We start from the raw sequence: 15,925 nt of genomic DNA on the forward strand, positions 1-15,925 counted from the left end.
TAGCAATTTGTTTACCATGGCTTTCTAAGTAACCTGAATACCGGATAAGCGAATTTGCCCAATAACGCTCTTTTAGCACCTATCAGCGTTGTTTTTACTCCCAATAGCCAGCTATTGATTCGTGAAAACGCCTTGATATCTACTAAAATTTCGTCACTGGAATTTTATATTTATGCTTCTAGTTTCATGGTGTTACAAAACTCTTATCCAGAATTTAGGTTAAGTAAATTGATTAGTTATTAAAAGGATCGAAAATGAAAAAGTTAGTTGTTATTACTGGTGCAAGTTCAGGAATTGGTGAAAGTTTAGCGCAGCACATGAGTGCGTTAGGTCATCCGTTATTATTAATTGCGCGCCGTTTAGAACGTTTACAGGCACTTGAACTACCTAATGCCATTTGCGCCCAAGTAGATGTTTGTGACCAAGCAGCATTTAATAACGCTGTTAAGGGTGCAGTAGCACAGTTTGGCCCGGTCGACTTGTTAGTCAATAACGCTGGCGTGATGATGTTAGGCCAAATAGATACTCAAGACGCTGCAGAATGGAAAACGATGTACGACGTCAATGTATTGGGTCTATTAAACGGTATGCAGTCAGTGCTATCTAGCATGAAAGGCGACAATACAGGCACCATTATCAACATTAGTTCAGTCGCCGGACGCAAGACCTATGGTAACCATGCCGCTTATTGCGGAACCAAGTTTGCTGTTCATGCAATTTCAGAAATGGTACGTGAAGAAGTCGCAGACAGTAATGTCCGAGTTATTACCATTGCCCCGGGCGCAGTGGAAACTGAACTGTTATCACACACGACCTCGAGTGAAATTATTAATGATTACCACAGCTGGAAAGACAGCATGGGCGGTGTATTAGCACCCATTGATGTGACCAATGCCGTTGCTTATGCTTACCAGCAGCCACAAAACGTTTGTATTCGTGAAATTGTTTTAGCCCCAACGAAACAGCAGCCATAAATAAATTCACAGCAAGATAAAGTAAGAGCTAGTCGTTCATACTTGAGCTGCAGGCAGCCTCTCGAGAGCATGCAGATCATGGCGACTTTGACCAGGATAAAAAATAGTAAGATCTTTACCCCAAAGAGAAACGGCAATTTCGGTTGCCGTTTCAATATCAACGGATAAAATCTTGGGTCCTTTCCTTGGCGTCTTCATAAATCATGACTGAATGATAAAACTTCAGCCGCCGGCCTTTAACAAGCTCGGCCGTTTGGATAGTTATTGCGATTAAATAAGTGACGAAGCATGTTTACTGGCGGATCCGGCTAACCAAGCTACATCAAACCTACGGTGCTAACTACCGCGCTATTTCCTTTAGCCGAATAACAAGAGCTACTGAGTTAACAACAAAGATGAAATATTGAAATATCATTGATATTCAATAAGTTTGATACCTAATGAATCAAGTGTACTGACCTATGGTGGTGCAGATAAAGAGTCAATTCTTCCCTATTTATCTTGTTTCTACGCCTAGAGTAGTGGAAAAATTTAGTTGACCGCTACATAAACGCCATAACTAATATATATCAATGATTTAATTATGGCGGCCCACTTTTTAGCACCGTTTTCGAATTATAGGTGCAGCATGCTTAATCAATATTCAAATAATATTGATGTACCTCCCCTAGGTTAGCAGTGAAGTAATCATCGACATTCCGGCTGGTTATTACCGAATGTGTTACTGGTTCCTTGTAGAGGTCGAGGTATTGGTTGGCAGGGCTAGAGACGTCACCGCTAAAAGTCACCCCACCAGGATTTTCAGTGCTATCAGGGTTCAGATAACCGAAAGGCCCTAGTTCAGTAGTGCGAAAAGCCAACTGGCTATGACTGTAATAGGGAGTGCCGTCGGTTCCCTTAGACTTAGTTTGGACCGAAGCAGTATAGACCCCAGTAATTACCTGTTTTGTAACGCCACTGCTGGCCTCACCATTGTAGGTTATAACAGGTTTACCGGCGCTGTTGTATTGGTTCAATATATAGTCACAGCCGTCGGCGTTAAAGATAGCTCCGCTGCTGCCACCCGCGATAGCATAACTCAATAGCTGCATCCCGCCAGAGGGAACGAGCTGAATATCAAGTGGGCTATTACCAGCCATATCCACTGTACGTCGCAGTCGTTGTAGCCGATGGTCGAGGCAAATTTCGGCGCCTAATTCGACGCTTTGTTTATAAGATATAATGGGGATACGCGCACCAGGTTGACGCTCGCTACTAGTGCCTGCTTTCTGATTATCGCCGCTTATGATACTGACAGGTGGATAATTAGCCAGCCATTCGGTGATCTGGCCACCAGTGTCAATTACGCCATTTTGTAGTACACCCAAGGTTAAATCGACTGTTGATTCAGCCTGTTTTTCAACTGAATAGCGGAGGATATCACCAGTCGAGCCGCCATTGTAAACAAAAATTTCAGCACGGTTACGTACAGTGCAGAGCGGATCCTGGCGGTATGAATTCACCAGCGCGTTGAACTCATCATACTCGGTTTTAGGTTCGGTTGCGGCTATAAGTGTTTTGAGTCGTGTTAAACCGATGTGTGGTGTCCGTACAGGTGCGGTGTTTGTTTGTGCCGCGCGGCTATAAGCCTCATTCAATGTGGTGAGACGCTTTTTGACCTCTGTTCCGGCCAAAAATTTAGCAATATCTGTGACGTGGGTAGTAAGGACACTGCCGGTACAAATCACCCAGTCACTACCTGAATCGGAAGAATCACCGAGAGTGCCTTTGACACGCGAGGCGATTCATAAGGTAATCAAAAGCTGACTGACCGTCGATACTAAGGCCTGGATACGGACCGTGTGCACTATGGAAATAAAATTCTGGTACCACAAAGTAGCGTACCCAATCGTTGCAATTGGCGGTACCAGCAATCGCGACTTTTAGCGCCTCGATGAACATATCAATCCTAAAATCGATATCGCGTTTCATGTCATGCGCATCAGAAATTGGGATACCGGGCCATTCTGCAGCAACCCAATTTCCAATCGTAACCGGATTGCGGTAAGCCGTGTACAAGGACCAGGCAAAAAAGTTGTTTTTTGTAATGTCGGTTCTGTCAGTCACGTTAAGACTCCTTTCCAAGTAATACATTGATTAGCGTTCGCGTAATGATTAATTATGATGGGACACGTATAAAATATAACTGATATTCAATAAGTTTAAGTGACAAACTTATTATAAGTCGTAAGCTATCACCAACAAACGACCTGTGCAATAAATGAACGACTATTTGTTTTTAGTTATTAGTTTAATGTATAAGACAGATATTAAATCTATTGAAAATAGTGAATATAACGCAAAGGTGAGACTCTCAATAAACCGAGATAAATTACACGACCTTAATAAATATAAACAACCATTGGATCTCGAGCCAACCTACAGTTATTCGAATTCGACTTAGGGCTAAGCTGCGAAGATTTTTGCGGAAAAGCTAACTAATAAACATTTGATTAATTTGTCATTAGTGGTGATTCTATATAAAAGTGAATTTTTAGCCTTTCGTACTACAGAGACTATGTTAATGTTAAATAAACATTTTAGTTGTGTTGGTACCACAAATGTCAGGCTAAATCAGGATTGTTGCTACGGCACCACATAGCATCTGCATTTGGCAACGGCTACAAAACAAGTTTTGTAATTTCAATCTGTAGCCCTACCCTGTAAGTCTGGCTCAGTTTAGATGAATATACTTGAACTATCGTGCGATTCACCTGAGTTTTCAATATATTTTATGAGGTTAAAAATGTCTTTTATTAGTCCTGCTGAAGTTGATTATGATGCGATAGCATTCGGTAGAATGACTCAAAAAATTGACCCACAAATTTTACTCAATGAAATAACTCCCTTGCTCACCCGAGATTGGGTTGACCATATTAATCAGCGCTGTTATCAGGGGGGCTGGGATGTATTGCCTTTAAGAGCTTTGAGCGAACACTTTGATGCTCATCCAATTTTACAAAGTTTTGCAATTGAAGCCGGTAACAATTGGAAAAACTTAGCTATTTTAGCGCAATGTCCGAACCTTAACTCGGTGCTTGATAACCTGCACTGTCCAATAAAATCAGTGCGTTTAATGCGACTAAAACCTGGCGCTTATATTAAGCCTCACCGTGATCAAGGTTTATGCTTGGAACAAGGTGAAGCGAGGTTACACCTGCCGATTCAGACTTCAGACAAACTGGAATTTAAGGTTAACCAGCGGGTTGTGCCTATGAAAGCAGGTGAACTGTGGTATATCAATGCCAATTTAATTCATAGTGTTGATAATCAAGGTGAGGAAGAGCGAGTAAATCTGGTTATTGACTGTGTCGTTAATTCTTGGCTGTTAAAGCAACTTCAATTGGACAATGTATATTATGAAAGTACAAGTTGACGACTTAGTTCAATGCTTATGTGATATCACGATGATAGAGCTACATCCGGATGTTTTTCTGGATTTAGATGCCACTATAACTCCGGTTGGTAAGGCTGTCTCTATGATCACAGCGGCACAATGCGCCCAAGAGCATATGCGGACACAAGTATTTATACGTGGCGTCCATCAGGCGATAGTTGAGCAACTGAATATATTCACCTTGGCCAAGTATTTTGCCTCGATAAAATAACAACGGCCGCATTGGTAAAAACAGAACTGCCTTCTATTGCTGGCGTTCTGGCTATTCCTGATGATTACAAAGATCTAAAGTTCACCACCCGGATTACGGTATATAACGAACACCAACTGGCTGATAATCAATCTTCTTTAAACTTACCTAAACGATTTCGAGCAGCCAGTCCACAAATTGGCAATGAACTTAATTTTTCATATATTCAGGGTAGATATCCTCATTTTAAATTCGAATACCAGACTACTCCCGGGATTTTAGAACAGCCATTACCTGCTCATCTCGATTATTCTTGCCTGGGAGTTTCCCATTTAAAACGTCTATGGCACAAAGCGCAACAAACACGAGCTGGCTGCTTAAATGATCTAATTAGACAGCAAGAGTGCCAACTTGACCTTATATTACTCGATCATCTTCAGCTGAGTCTGGAACCTGCTATAGCTTTTTTATATCAAAATAGAGATTTGAAGGCTTTTGAGGACTATATTTTAGCCAACCATCTGGGGGGAATTACAGATTCGATAATCGTAAAAATTACGCAAACTGTTGAAAACTTTATTGAGCTATCCGCAGATACACAAAACCTTAATTAAACCAAAACTAACGCCTCAACAACTCACGTCTCAACAAATTGTTTTTGGCAATAACAGGCCTATTTAGTCATTCCTGGTAGATTAAGTAAACAAGAGCTAGAAGCCAGCCTTTGTAATATTGACGAGTTTTAAATTTATCATTTGAAGTTAGGATACCCATTTCAAGATCTTTATTCTAACAATAATATAACAATATTCTGGGGGGGTAATCATCTGTGCCCTGCTCTTTTCATTGCTATATTTAACGAGCTAAAGTGATATATAACTCGCGCCAAAAAATTCAAATTAATTAAACCGCACCTGTATAGCCGCTGTATACGCCGCAGTTATTTATGTGGGCATCAAAGCATTAGCGGTAAAAAACGAGTCTAGCTAAGACGGTACATCAGTCATAAATCTGAATCAGAGTAAAATTTCATCCACCCAAACAACAAGCATAAAAATCAGTCAGTTACAGGAGCCGCCCATAACTAACAAAGGACATGACGCACTGCACAATAAAAGTACATTTCATGATGTTGTACCACCTCAACTGAACAAAATATCGTTGACGTTAGCTATGCAACTTCACTGGCCACTTAGTGATAGTGCGATAACAACACCAAAAGTAATCTCAACTACCAACATGTTGATTAATCGATTTTTTATAGCTATAAAATCTCCAGTGTCACCAATAAATCAATTTGATTTATTAATTGACATCATGCATTTCAAGAGGTAGTTTTAACAACTTGCTCAATAGTCTAGCGTTTATTCACATCCTCTAGAAAGAGGCTTGTGGTGTTCTTTCATCAGAGGAGATTTTATGAAATTGTCTAAAATTGGTTTATCTATTGCTTTTACCCTGAGTGTTTCAATGGCCGCGCAAGCAGCTGATGTTGAAGTTCTTCATTATTGGACTTCAGGCGGTGAAGCCAAGTCAGTGGTTGAGCTAAAGAAGTTGTTGGAATCAAAAGGACACACATGGAAAGACTTTGCTGTGGCTGGCGGTGGCGGTGAAAGTGCGATGACAGTACTAAAATCACGCGTTGTCTCTGGTAATCCTCCTGCAGCAGCGCAGATTAAAGGACCAAGCATTCAAGAATGGGGCGCTGAAGGCGTACTTGCCAATATCGACAGAGTTGCTAAAGCCGAAGGTTGGGATAACTTACTTCCTAGCGTAGTTTCTGACGTAATGAAGTATGACGGTAAATACGTTGCTGTTCCTGTTAACGTTCATCGTGTTAACTGGATGTGGGCTAACCCAGCAGTATTCAAAAAAGCAGGCGCAACAATTCCAACAACTTGGGATGAGTTTTTCGTTGCAGCAGAAAAAATTAAAGCCGCAGGTATTACAGCCGTTGCTCATGGTGGACAGCCTTGGCAGGACGCAACAACTTTTGAGTCAGTGGTACTGGGTACTGCAGGTGCTGAGTTTTACAAAAAAGCATTTGTTGAACTAGATCCTGAAGCTATAAACAGCCCACAGATGATTGAAGCACTTGAAATATTCCGTAAGATCAAGCAATACACTGATGAAGGTGCTCCGGGTCGTGACTGGAACCTTGCTACCACCATGGTAATCAAGGGTGAAGCGGGCATGCAGTTCATGGGTGATTGGGCCAAAGGTGAATTTACCTCAGCCGGTAAAAAGCCAGGCGTTGACTATATCTGTGCTCCGGCACCAGGTACTGCAAAAGACTTTACCTTCAATATCGATAGCTTTGTTATGTTTGACCTAGATAACAAGGAACTACAGAAGGGCCAGGATGATTTAGCCAGTACAATCTTAAGTCCGCAGTTCCAAGAAGTATTCAACTTGAACAAGGGTTCTATTCCTGTTCGTCTGAACCTATCAATGGAAAAATTTGATGATTGTGCCAAGCTATCATCAACAGATTTTGTTGAGTCAGCGAAGCGTGACACGTTAGTGCCGAGTATGGCACATGGTATGTCTACATTTTCTGCAACTCAGGGTGCAATTTATGACACTGTGACAGAATTTTACAATAACGATAGAGTTACGGCTAAAGAAGCTGCTGCCAAGATGGTTAAAGCTATCGCAGCCGCTGCTGATAATTAATCATTAGTTTGACCGTTGTGGTAAAACCCAGTCCTTGTGCTGGGTTTTAATTTTCTACCATCTTCCTTTTTCAGGAGGGTTCGTTTATGAGCGTATCCAATAAACCCAAGTTTTCCTTTGGGGACATTCTCCCCAAAATAGTGGTTGCCCCTACCTTTGTTGCAACACTTATTTTTATCTACGGCTTTGTGCTGTGGAACGCATGGCTGTCTTTTAGCTCCTCTCGTATGTTACCGAAATATGATTGGGCCGGCTTAAAGCAGTATGAACGTCTGTTTGCAAATGACCGTTGGTGGGTCGCTGCAGAAAATTTATTAATATTCGGCGTGTTATTCATCGTTATTTGTTTGGTCATTGGCTTGTTTTTAGCCATTTTCCTTGACCAAAAAATTCGTGCAGAAGGTGCTATTCGTACCATCTACCTTTATCCAATGGCGTTGTCATTCATCGTGACGGGTACCGCTTGGAAATGGATATTAAATCCTGAGCAAGGTCTGCAGAAAATGTTCCGAGAGATGGGCTGGGAGTCTTTTACCTTCGACTGGCTGGTCAATAGTGACATGGCTATTTATACCGTGGTTATCGCGGGTGTTTGGCAGTCTTCAGGTTTTGTGATGGCGCTGTGCCTTGCTGGTTTACGCGGTGTCGATGAAAACATTGTAAAAGCTGCGCGGGTTGATGGTGCATCAATGCCGTTGATTTATCGTAAGATTATTATCCCTGGTTTAGGTCCGGTATTTTTCAGTGCGATAATTGTATTAACGCACATTGCCATTAAGAGCTTTGATTTAATCGTGGCGCTAACGGGCGGTGGTCCGGGTTATGCGACCGATGTACCTGCAACCTTTATGTATACCTATGCGTTTACTCGTGGACAAATTGGGGTCGGTTCAGCAGCGGCGATGATGATGTTAATGGCCGTTCTGGCGATTATCGTGCCTTATCTCTACTCTGAGCTTCGGGAGAAAAAACAATGAGTATCAGTCGTGTATTAATTTATTGTCTATTAGCAGTTGCGGCTATCTTTTATTTATTACCTTTAGTGGTAATGGTGATTACGTCACTTAAAGATTTAGATGAAATTCGTAACGGTACTATACTGTCCCTCCCCCAGTCATTGAATTTTGATGCTTGGGGTAAGGCATGGAGTACGGCATGTACCGGAGCGACTTGTGAAGGATTAAAAGGTTATTTCTGGAACTCAGTATCGATTGTTGCGCCAGCGGTTATTATCTCAACTATTCTCGGCGCGCTCAATGGTTATGTGCTGACTAAGTGGAAATTTCGCGGCAGTAACCTGTTCTTTGGTATGTTGCTTATCGGCACCATGATCCCATTTCAAGTTATTTTACTGCCAATGGCGAGAACTCTCGGCTTCTTGGGACTTTCAGGCACCAGTTATGGCCTGATTATGGTCCATATTATTTATGGATTAGCATTTACCACCCTGTTTTTTAGAAACTACTACATCACGGTTCCTAATGAATTGGTTAATGCAGCACGAATTGATGGTGCTGGTTTTTGGATGATTTTCTGGCGAATTATTTTGCCAATCTCGACCCCTATTCTCGTGGTATCCGTTATTTGGCAATTCACTCAAATCTGGAATGACTTCCTGTTTGGCGTCGTTTACTCGGCGGGTGATAATCAACCTATTACGGTTGCGCTCAATAATTTGGTCAATACCAGTACGGGTGTCAAAGAATATAACGTCGATATGGCCGCTGCAATTATCGCGGCATTACCTACGCTTTTGGTTTATGTCATTGCGGGTAAATATTTCGTTCGAGGCCTCACTGCGGGCGCTGTTAAAGGTTAGGAACATACTGATGCAAGCTTTAAAAATAAAAAATATAGAAAAGAGTTTTGGTCCAATAAAAGTACTAAAAGGGATCAATCTAGAAATTGAACCAGGACAGTTTTTGATCCTAGTCGGCCCATCCGGCTGTGGTAAGTCGACCTTACTCAACATGATTGCGGGTTTGGAAAGCGTCACTAATGGCGAGATTCATATTGGTGATCGCAATGTGACGGCACTTGATCCTAAAGATCGTGATATTGCGATGGTTTTTCAGTCATATGCGTTATATCCAAATATGACGGTTCGCCAGAACATCTCATTTGGCTTAGACATAGCTAAAATGCCTAAAGATGAGCAGAAGGTGGTGGTTGATCGTGTCTCTAAGATGTTACAAATCGTGCCTTTGCTTGACCGTAAACCGGCGGCATTGTCTGGTGGTCAGCGCCAACGTGTCGCTATGGGGCGTGCATTAGCGCGTGATCCGGCAATTTATCTGTTTGATGAGCCATTATCGAATCTTGATGCCAAGCTACGTGTCGAAATGCGCGGCGAGATCAAGGAACTGCATCAACGTATGGGCACAACCATCGTTTATGTGACACATGATCAAATAGAGGCAATGACCTTAGCCGATGTGATTGCGGTGATGAAAAATGGCGAAGTCCAGCAATTTGGTACGCCACAAGAGATCTACGACAATCCATCCAATCAGTTTATTGCCGGCTTTATGGGCAGTCCTTCAATGAACTTTGTCCCTTGTGAGCTAAGCCAAGGTGATAATGGTTATGAGTTATTACTTGAAAGTGCTGGTAAATCAATGCAGTTTCCAATAAACCAAGACATTGAAGGCTTAAAACAATACGTCGGTAAACAGGTGATCTTAGGCATTCGTCCTGAGCAAATTACCCAAGACAGCGAAGATGGATCAGCTAACCGTGTAATGGCTTGTGATGTTGAAATGATTGAGCCGACCGGTCCCGATACAATGGTAACGATTCGTCTCAATGGCGCGAAGATAGTTTGTCGTGTTCACCCAACGACTATGTGTAGCACAGAGCAAGCGTTACCACTGCAATTTGATATGACAAAAGCGGTATTCTTTGATCCTAAGACTGAGATGAGAATTCGCTAATGTCACATGAGTTAGTGCGCTTGATTGCTGACATTGGCGGTACCAATGCGCGATTCGCCTTACTGTCAAACGAGCATGGTATTCATCAAGAACGAGTACTTGCCTGTGCCGATTACAGTGATATTTCTGGTGCAATCAAGGATTATTTTTCGATGGTTGGTAATCCTTTGATTACCGAAGCAGCCCTTGCGCTGGCAACTCCCATTGTCAGCGATCAAGTGAAAATGACCAATAATCACTGGTCGTTTTCGATTGATGCACTTAAGCAGCAAATGGGGTTTAACCAGCTGATTGTCAAAAATGACTTTACCGCATTGGCGATGTCGATTCCTCTGCTGTCAGTAACCGACCTTGTTCAAGTGGGTGGGGTTATTAATGAGTCGAGCAAGAAAACAGCGCTAGCGCTAGTCGGCGCTGGGACTGGGCTTGGTGTGTCTGGGCTTATCCCTTTGGGTGACCTTTGGGTACCGCTTGAAGGAGAAGGCGGTCATGTAACGGCGGCGGCTGCCAACGACAGAGAGTTTGATATTATTCGTATTTGTCGGCAGCAATATCCGCATGTATCTGCCGAGCGTTTAGTGTCGGGCATGGGTTTGCAAAACCTTTACCAATCGATTTGTACGCTAGAACAGGTTACAGCAGAGCCATTAACTCCGCAGAATATCTCGGATCAAGCACTTGATGGTAGTAATGCCTATTGTGTCGAAGCTTTAGATATATTCTGTGGTTTATTGGGCTCAGTTGCGGGTGATGTGGTGCTGACGCTAGGCGCTTATCAAGGTGTTTATATTGGCGGTGGTATTGTGCCTAAATTAGGCAGTTATTTTGCGCAATCTAGCTTTAGGCAACGTTTCGAGGCAAAGGGCCGCTTTAATGAGCGTCTAAAGCAAGTGCCTGCTTTTGTTATCGATGCAAAAAACCCTGCATTATTGGGTATTGGTGAGGCATTTACGCTGACTTAATCCGTAATAAAATTACTGTTTATTCAAAAACCACCGCTTGTAACGGTGGTTTTTTTATTCATTCGAATATGTAGATGTTTATATCATTGGCTTAGTTATCTTTTCATCATTATTGTAAAGTCGGCATTAATGACGAGCACATTTACTTGCCACCGATGGCGTAACATTGAACAGTTCAGCGGGTTGAAAAGTCGTAATTTTCACAATAGGTGATGAACTTGGCAACCGATTCTGGGTAAGCACGGTTTTGCGCCGAGACACAGTGAACATTGACGCTAAGTTTTATCGATTCTAGGTTAACCACCTGCAGCAGCCCTTGCTTTATTTCAGCGTCAACACACGCCCGACTTAACGGCGCAATACCCATGTTGAGTTTGACACAGGCTTTAATGGTTTCAACACTAACAAATTCGCTACTGTTGTGCTGATCAAACACGCCAGCGCTAATTAATATCCGCTCAAATTGGTTGCGATAGCAACACCCTGCTTCTGTTAACAATAAATGTTCATTAGCCAGCTGCTCTGGTTTAACGCTTAGCTGATTGGCCAATCGGTGGCTGGGCGCGCACACGATGACCACTTCTTCATCTTGATAGGTATGGATCTTTAATCCGGTGCGGCTTACCGTTTTTTCTAAAATAAAGGCGACATCGATACGATCGGCCAAAATATCATTTTTAAGATTGGCCACAGGCGTCGGCGTAACAGATAGCCGAAAGTCACTTTGGTGGTTGGCGTAATCTTTTAATAAATTAGGCAAGTAATAGGTAATAAAACTTTCGTGACCGCCAATGCGAATCGCTTTATTGGGCCTGCTGTTGGAAACTTTTTCCCGCGCTTCTTCACGCAACGCCATCAGTTTTTGACTGTAATGCAATAATTGTTCACCCGCATGGGTTAGCGCCACGCCTCGACCATTTCGTTCAAAGAGCTGAACATCAAGTTCCTGCTCCAATGCCTTAATTTGATTGGTGACAGCTGATTGAACATATCCAAGTTGATCCGAGGCTTTACTAAAATTTAAGGTTAGAGCGGCACACTGAAATGTTCGCAGTTTTTTAAAATCCATGACTTCACCAAATATGATACCTGACATTACAAGATATCATTTTACATGAAGATTGAAAGGTACAATAATCTTTTATTCTATTACCCGTCATGATTAACCCCGCGGTCAGACGGTTGTCGCGATTCATCTTATCTAAGGAACAACTATGTCTTCATCTATCTCTTCATCTATCTCTTCATCTATGTCTTCATCTATGTCTTCATCTATGTCTTCATCTATGTCTTCATCTCAACCTTCATCTAAACATAATGTCGCCCTGTTTGCGTTTGCTTTTATCGGTCTTATTTGGGGCAGTAATTTTATTTTTATGAAACTTGCCGCAGCACACATTAGTCCGATGCAAATTGTGTTCGTGCGGGTGTTTTTTGGCTTTGTGCCCGTGGCGATAGTCGCTCTAGTGACTAAATCATTGTCATTGGCGCATTTAAAACACTGGCCTCACTTTTTCGCGATGGGTTTGTTGGCTACGGTTATTTATTATTTTGGCTTTGCCAAAGGCACTTCGTTATTAAATTCGGGCATTGCTGGGGCGATTAGTGGCGCTATCCCATTGTTTTCATTGGTGGCAGCCCTGTTGTTTCTAAAAGAGGAGCGAGTGACCAAGTGGAAGTTAATCGGCACCGGACTGGGGTTTATTGGTGTATTTATGCTAGCGCGACCTTTTGATAACCAAGTCGATGCCCGCACGCTATCAGGAGTGACTTACATGATGCTGGGTTCGTTTAGTGTCGGGGTGTCTTTTGTGTATGCGAAACGCTTTATTTCACCACTGAAATTGTCTCCGCTCGCTTTAACCACTTATCAACTGGGCGCGGGGTTAGTGGTTTTGGCCTGTGTCACCGATTTTACGGGCATCAGTCACCTTGCTAATGACACCACCGCGCTTGTCAGTAGTATTTTCGGACTCGGGCTATTAGGCACTGGCGTGGCTTATCTTTGTTACTATTATATTATCGAGCACTTAGGCGCGTTAGTGGCCTCGTCAGCAACTTATGTGCCGCCCGTCGTCGCGCTTGCGATTGGTGCGTTGTTAGTCGGTGAGCCGATTGTACTTAGAGATTATGCCGCGACTGCACTTATTTTAGCGGCAGTGGCGGTTGTGGCCATCGCCAACAAGTATCAATTAACTAAAACTTAAACGGTGGCTAAATCAGGTAGGGATTATCGTTAATCCTATCATTTAGCATCTGAATTAGGGTTGCTTATACCATTCAAGTACTGTCACGCACGATCAACTCAAACCCTAAATCGAGCGTTTTCGACACAACCGGTCGACCTTTTATTGTATTAATCAGTAATTCTGCCGCTCGGCTGCCAATTTCGTACAGTGGGGTTCTGATCGTTGTTAGCGATGGATTAATAGAAGCTGAGGCGTCGAGATCATTAAAACCGGCAATAGAAATTTGCTCGGGCATTCGTAATTTTCTACGCTGACATTCAAAAATTGCGCCGTAGGCTAAATCGTCATTATTACAAAAAATCGCATCGACCTCAGGCTGTTTCGCCAATAGATCGCCCAATAGCTGTCCGCCCAGTTTGATGTCTGATGGCGTAGTGGTCGTCAATAGATACTTATCTGTCTCGCGGCCAGCGTCTGCTAGTTTCGATAAAAAACCCTGCATACGCCGCTGGGATCTAAAATCCATTTGCGCGCCGATAAAACCGATATGGCGATTGCCTTGTGCAATCAAATATTCCGCCATCGCAACACCAGCATCAAAATGAGAAAAACCGACACACATATCTAAGACATCGCCAGTACCTACTTCCATTATTTGAACCAGTGGAATGTTAGCAGCCAATAACATTGACTTAGAACGCTCTGTAATATCTAAGCCCGTGGTGATAATTCCGTCAGGATGTTGTGCTAATAATTTGGCAATTACCTTCTCTTCATTGTGAAGCGAGTAATAAGTGTTCGCAAATAACACTTCATAATTATGTCCCGCGGTTTGGTCATATATGCCTTTCAACACATTGCTAAATACTGCGTTCGAAATGGTGGGGATAACGACAGCCAACGTTTGGGTGCTACTGGTTGCCAGCGACCTAGCCGCTCTGTTGGGCACATAACCGAGATCGCTGACAGCTTGTTCAATCCTGACTCGTAACTTGGGATTAACTTTGTCTGGGTCATTTAACGCCCGGGACACTGTAATAGCACTTACGCCCACCACTTTAGCGACATCGCTTAAAGTGACACGTCCCTTGCTACGGGAACCATTTTTACCCAGCTTATCACCAGCACTGCCTCTGTTCACTTATCACCTATATTCTGCTCGTTTAGTGGTAAGAGTATAGGATCGACAAGCTGATAGCAATACGATGTTAGCGCTGTCATTATTATTTAATTCTTCTTGACTCAGCTAGTTTACAGGTAGTAACCTGCTTACAAATAGGCTAACTAATGAGCTACCGCTCCAAATGTTAGCGCTATCTTTTATAGGGAGTTCGTAAATCATATGTATATTATTGTCATGGGCGTCGCTGGTAGTGGTAAAAGTACCGTAGGTAAAAATTTAGCCAGTTTGCTAGCAATTGACTTTTTAGAAGGTGATGATTTTCACACACAAAGAAATGTATCCCTAATGAGTGCTGGCATACCTCTTACCGATAAGGACAGAGCCCCTTGGTTAGCGACTTTAAACCATACTATTAGCGAGCGTATCTCGCATAAAAAAGGATTTGTCCTGGCCTGCTCTGCCCTAAAGAAAAATTACCGACAGCAGCTTATTAACAATCTTGATAATCTGCATTTTGTCTATCTCAAAGGTAGCAGAGCAGAAATACACAGTCGCATGGCGGCACGTGAAAATCACTTTATGGCGCTGTCGCTAATAGACAGCCAATTCGACGCATTGGAAGAGCCGGATCAAACAGAAAACTTGATCACGGTTTCAATCAATAACCCGGTTGACCAACTGGTGGTTCAGATAGTTCAAGCCCTTTAATGAAAAAACGGGCTCAAGTAATTCAATAAACGTACAACAAACATAATAGAGGCTAATAATGAAAATAAATAAATCAAATCTCTCTAAAAAAGCAGTTGTTATCTCAAAGATCCTTTTCGGATCAGTGGCAGGTATCAGCTTAATGACCAGCACAGTTTTGGCTGCTGAATTTAACTTGAAGTTTCAATCAAGTGATAACGCGGGTAACGCCAACTATGTGCTGATGCAAGATTGGGCAAATAGCATTGATAAATTAACCGCTGGTGTCGTAAGCGTTGAAATGCTGCCGGCTGGATCTATAGTCAAGCACACCGAAACACTCGAATCGGTTGGATCAGGCATTCTCGATGGTCACATTACCGCCACGGGTTACTTTTCAGGTAAAGACCCAGCGTTTGGTCTACTTGGTAATACCGTTGGTGCCTGGGGCGATCCTGCTGAAATGATGGATTTCATCAATAACGGCGGTGGTCGCGAGTTGTATGAAGAGTTGCTATCGCCGTACGGTGTGCAATTTCTTGGTGCTACCGCGACGGGCCTTGAAGCGTTCGTTTCTAAAGTTCCGCTAAATGGTGTTGCCGATCTTAAAGGCCTTAAACTTAGAGCACCTGAAGGCTTAGTGCAGGCAGTGTTTGCAGCCGCTGGCGCAACTCCGGTAAACCTACCTGGTTCAGACGTTTATACCTCGCTAGATAAAGGGTTAATTGATGCCGCTGATTACACGGTTTTCTCAA

Annotated in this window: 16 protein-coding genes; 12 read left to right on the forward strand and 4 right to left on the reverse strand. The window is 42.8% G+C overall.

Annotated features, from left to right (window positions below):
- Window positions 1-254 precede the first annotated feature (254 nt).
- Window positions 255-974 (forward strand): SDR family oxidoreductase, encoded by a 720-nt coding sequence (locus HRU23_18210; GenBank protein ID NRA56077.1) that lies wholly within the window; start codon window positions 255-257, stop codon window positions 972-974.
- Window positions 975-1,606: 632 nt separating this feature from the next.
- On the opposite strand, the gene HRU23_18215 is transcribed toward HRU23_18210, so the two are convergent.
- Together HRU23_18215 and HRU23_18220 are read right to left on the reverse strand one after the other, a co-directional pair.
- A complete protein-coding gene (locus HRU23_18215) occupies window positions 1,607-2,701 on the reverse strand; it encodes a hypothetical protein (protein NRA56078.1) in 1,095 nt (364 codons plus the stop codon).
- 25 nt (window positions 2,702-2,726) lie between these two features.
- Window positions 2,727-3,080, reverse strand: coding sequence for a hypothetical protein (locus HRU23_18220; GenBank protein ID NRA56079.1), 354 nt, complete (start codon window positions 3,078-3,080; stop codon window positions 2,727-2,729).
- Between the two features lie 733 nt (window positions 3,081-3,813).
- Here HRU23_18220 and HRU23_18225 point away from each other — a divergent pair.
- The 8 genes from HRU23_18225 to HRU23_18260 all read left to right on the forward strand — a co-directional run bounded on the left by HRU23_18225 (window position 3,814) and on the right by HRU23_18260 (window position 11,171).
- Entirely contained in the window at window positions 3,814-4,389 is a 576-nt protein-coding gene (locus HRU23_18225; protein NRA56080.1) for an aspartyl/asparaginyl beta-hydroxylase domain-containing protein, read from the forward strand.
- The gene (locus tag HRU23_18230; protein ID NRA56081.1) at window positions 4,373-4,621 is read left to right on the forward strand and encodes a hypothetical protein; all 249 of its coding nucleotides are present in this window, start codon (window positions 4,373-4,375) and stop codon (window positions 4,619-4,621) included. The genes HRU23_18225 and HRU23_18230 overlap by 17 nt, the downstream gene beginning before the upstream one ends.
- Before the next feature lie 11 nt (window positions 4,622-4,632).
- Window positions 4,633-5,214 (forward strand): hypothetical protein, encoded by a 582-nt coding sequence (locus HRU23_18235; protein ID NRA56082.1) that lies wholly within the window; start codon window positions 4,633-4,635, stop codon window positions 5,212-5,214.
- 805 nt (window positions 5,215-6,019) lie between these two features.
- A complete protein-coding gene (locus tag HRU23_18240; protein NRA56083.1) occupies window positions 6,020-7,276 on the forward strand; it encodes a carbohydrate ABC transporter substrate-binding protein in 1,257 nt (418 codons plus the stop codon).
- 86 nt (window positions 7,277-7,362) lie between these two features.
- Window positions 7,363-8,253 (forward strand): sugar ABC transporter permease, encoded by an 891-nt coding sequence (locus HRU23_18245; protein NRA56084.1) that lies wholly within the window; start codon window positions 7,363-7,365, stop codon window positions 8,251-8,253.
- Window positions 8,250-9,095: a carbohydrate ABC transporter permease gene (locus tag HRU23_18250; GenBank protein ID NRA56085.1), complete on the forward strand. Its 846-nt coding sequence runs from the start codon at window positions 8,250-8,252 to the stop codon at window positions 9,093-9,095. Before HRU23_18245 ends, HRU23_18250 begins: the two co-directional genes overlap by 4 nt.
- Window positions 9,096-9,105: 10 nt before the next feature.
- Complete coding sequence (gene ugpC, locus HRU23_18255; protein NRA56086.1) at window positions 9,106-10,209, forward strand: sn-glycerol-3-phosphate ABC transporter ATP-binding protein UgpC; 1,104 nt, start codon at window positions 9,106-9,108, stop codon at window positions 10,207-10,209.
- Window positions 10,209-11,171 (forward strand): glucokinase, encoded by a 963-nt coding sequence (locus tag HRU23_18260; GenBank protein ID NRA56087.1) that lies wholly within the window; start codon window positions 10,209-10,211, stop codon window positions 11,169-11,171. The genes ugpC and HRU23_18260 overlap by 1 nt, the downstream gene beginning before the upstream one ends.
- Before the next feature lie 175 nt (window positions 11,172-11,346).
- Here HRU23_18260 and HRU23_18265 read toward each other — a convergent pair whose 3' ends face one another.
- A complete protein-coding gene (locus tag HRU23_18265; protein ID NRA56088.1) occupies window positions 11,347-12,267 on the reverse strand; it encodes a LysR family transcriptional regulator in 921 nt (306 codons plus the stop codon).
- Window positions 12,268-12,457: 190 nt separating this feature from the next.
- Here HRU23_18265 and HRU23_18270 point away from each other — a divergent pair, with 190 nt between their 5' ends.
- Entirely contained in the window at window positions 12,458-13,378 is a 921-nt protein-coding gene (locus tag HRU23_18270) for a DMT family transporter (GenBank protein NRA56089.1), read from the forward strand.
- A gap of 73 nt (window positions 13,379-13,451) precedes the next feature.
- Here HRU23_18270 and HRU23_18275 read toward each other — a convergent pair whose 3' ends face one another.
- Entirely contained in the window at window positions 13,452-14,474 is a 1,023-nt protein-coding gene (locus HRU23_18275; protein NRA56090.1) for a LacI family DNA-binding transcriptional regulator, read from the reverse strand.
- Window positions 14,475-14,702: 228 nt separating this feature from the next.
- Here HRU23_18275 and HRU23_18280 point away from each other — a divergent pair, with 228 nt between their 5' ends.
- Both HRU23_18280 and dctP read left to right on the forward strand, forming a co-directional pair.
- On the forward strand, window positions 14,703-15,191 hold the full coding sequence (locus HRU23_18280; GenBank protein NRA56091.1) for a gluconokinase: 489 nt from the start codon (window positions 14,703-14,705) through the stop codon (window positions 15,189-15,191).
- Window positions 15,192-15,249: 58 nt separating this feature from the next.
- The coding region (gene dctP, locus HRU23_18285) for a TRAP transporter substrate-binding protein DctP (GenBank protein ID NRA56092.1) at window positions 15,250-15,925 on the forward strand (676 nt) is incomplete at its 3' end.

It is taken from the genome of Gammaproteobacteria bacterium (assembly GCA_013214945.1).
In the GTDB taxonomy this organism is placed as follows: domain Bacteria; phylum Pseudomonadota; class Gammaproteobacteria; order Enterobacterales; family Psychrobiaceae; genus Psychrobium.

What these genes read in the sequence shown, in the direction of transcription:
- HRU23_18210 (NRA56077.1), top strand. Translation starts at nt 255, where the DNA reads ATGAAAAAGTTAGTTGTTATTACTGGTGCAAGTTCAGGAATTGGTGAA.
- HRU23_18225 (NRA56080.1), top strand. Translation starts at nt 3,814, where the DNA reads ATGACTCAAAAAATTGACCCACAAATTTTACTCAATGAAATAACTCCC.
- HRU23_18230 (NRA56081.1), top strand. Translation starts at nt 4,373, where the DNA reads ATGAAAGTACAAGTTGACGACTTAGTTCAATGCTTATGTGATATCACG.
- HRU23_18240 (NRA56083.1), top strand. Translation starts at nt 6,020, where the DNA reads ATGAAATTGTCTAAAATTGGTTTATCTATTGCTTTTACCCTGAGTGTT.
- HRU23_18245 (NRA56084.1), top strand. Translation starts at nt 7,363, where the DNA reads ATGAGCGTATCCAATAAACCCAAGTTTTCCTTTGGGGACATTCTCCCC.
- HRU23_18250 (NRA56085.1), top strand. Translation starts at nt 8,250, where the DNA reads ATGAGTATCAGTCGTGTATTAATTTATTGTCTATTAGCAGTTGCGGCT.
- ugpC (NRA56086.1), top strand. Translation starts at nt 9,106, where the DNA reads ATGCAAGCTTTAAAAATAAAAAATATAGAAAAGAGTTTTGGTCCAATA.
- HRU23_18260 (NRA56087.1), top strand. Translation starts at nt 10,209, where the DNA reads ATGTCACATGAGTTAGTGCGCTTGATTGCTGACATTGGCGGTACCAAT.
- HRU23_18265 (NRA56088.1), bottom strand. Translation starts at nt 12,267, where the DNA reads ATGTCAGGTATCATATTTGGTGAAGTCATGGATTTTAAAAAACTGCGA.
- HRU23_18270 (NRA56089.1), top strand. Translation starts at nt 12,458, where the DNA reads ATGTCTTCATCTCAACCTTCATCTAAACATAATGTCGCCCTGTTTGCG.
- HRU23_18280 (NRA56091.1), top strand. Translation starts at nt 14,703, where the DNA reads ATGTATATTATTGTCATGGGCGTCGCTGGTAGTGGTAAAAGTACCGTA.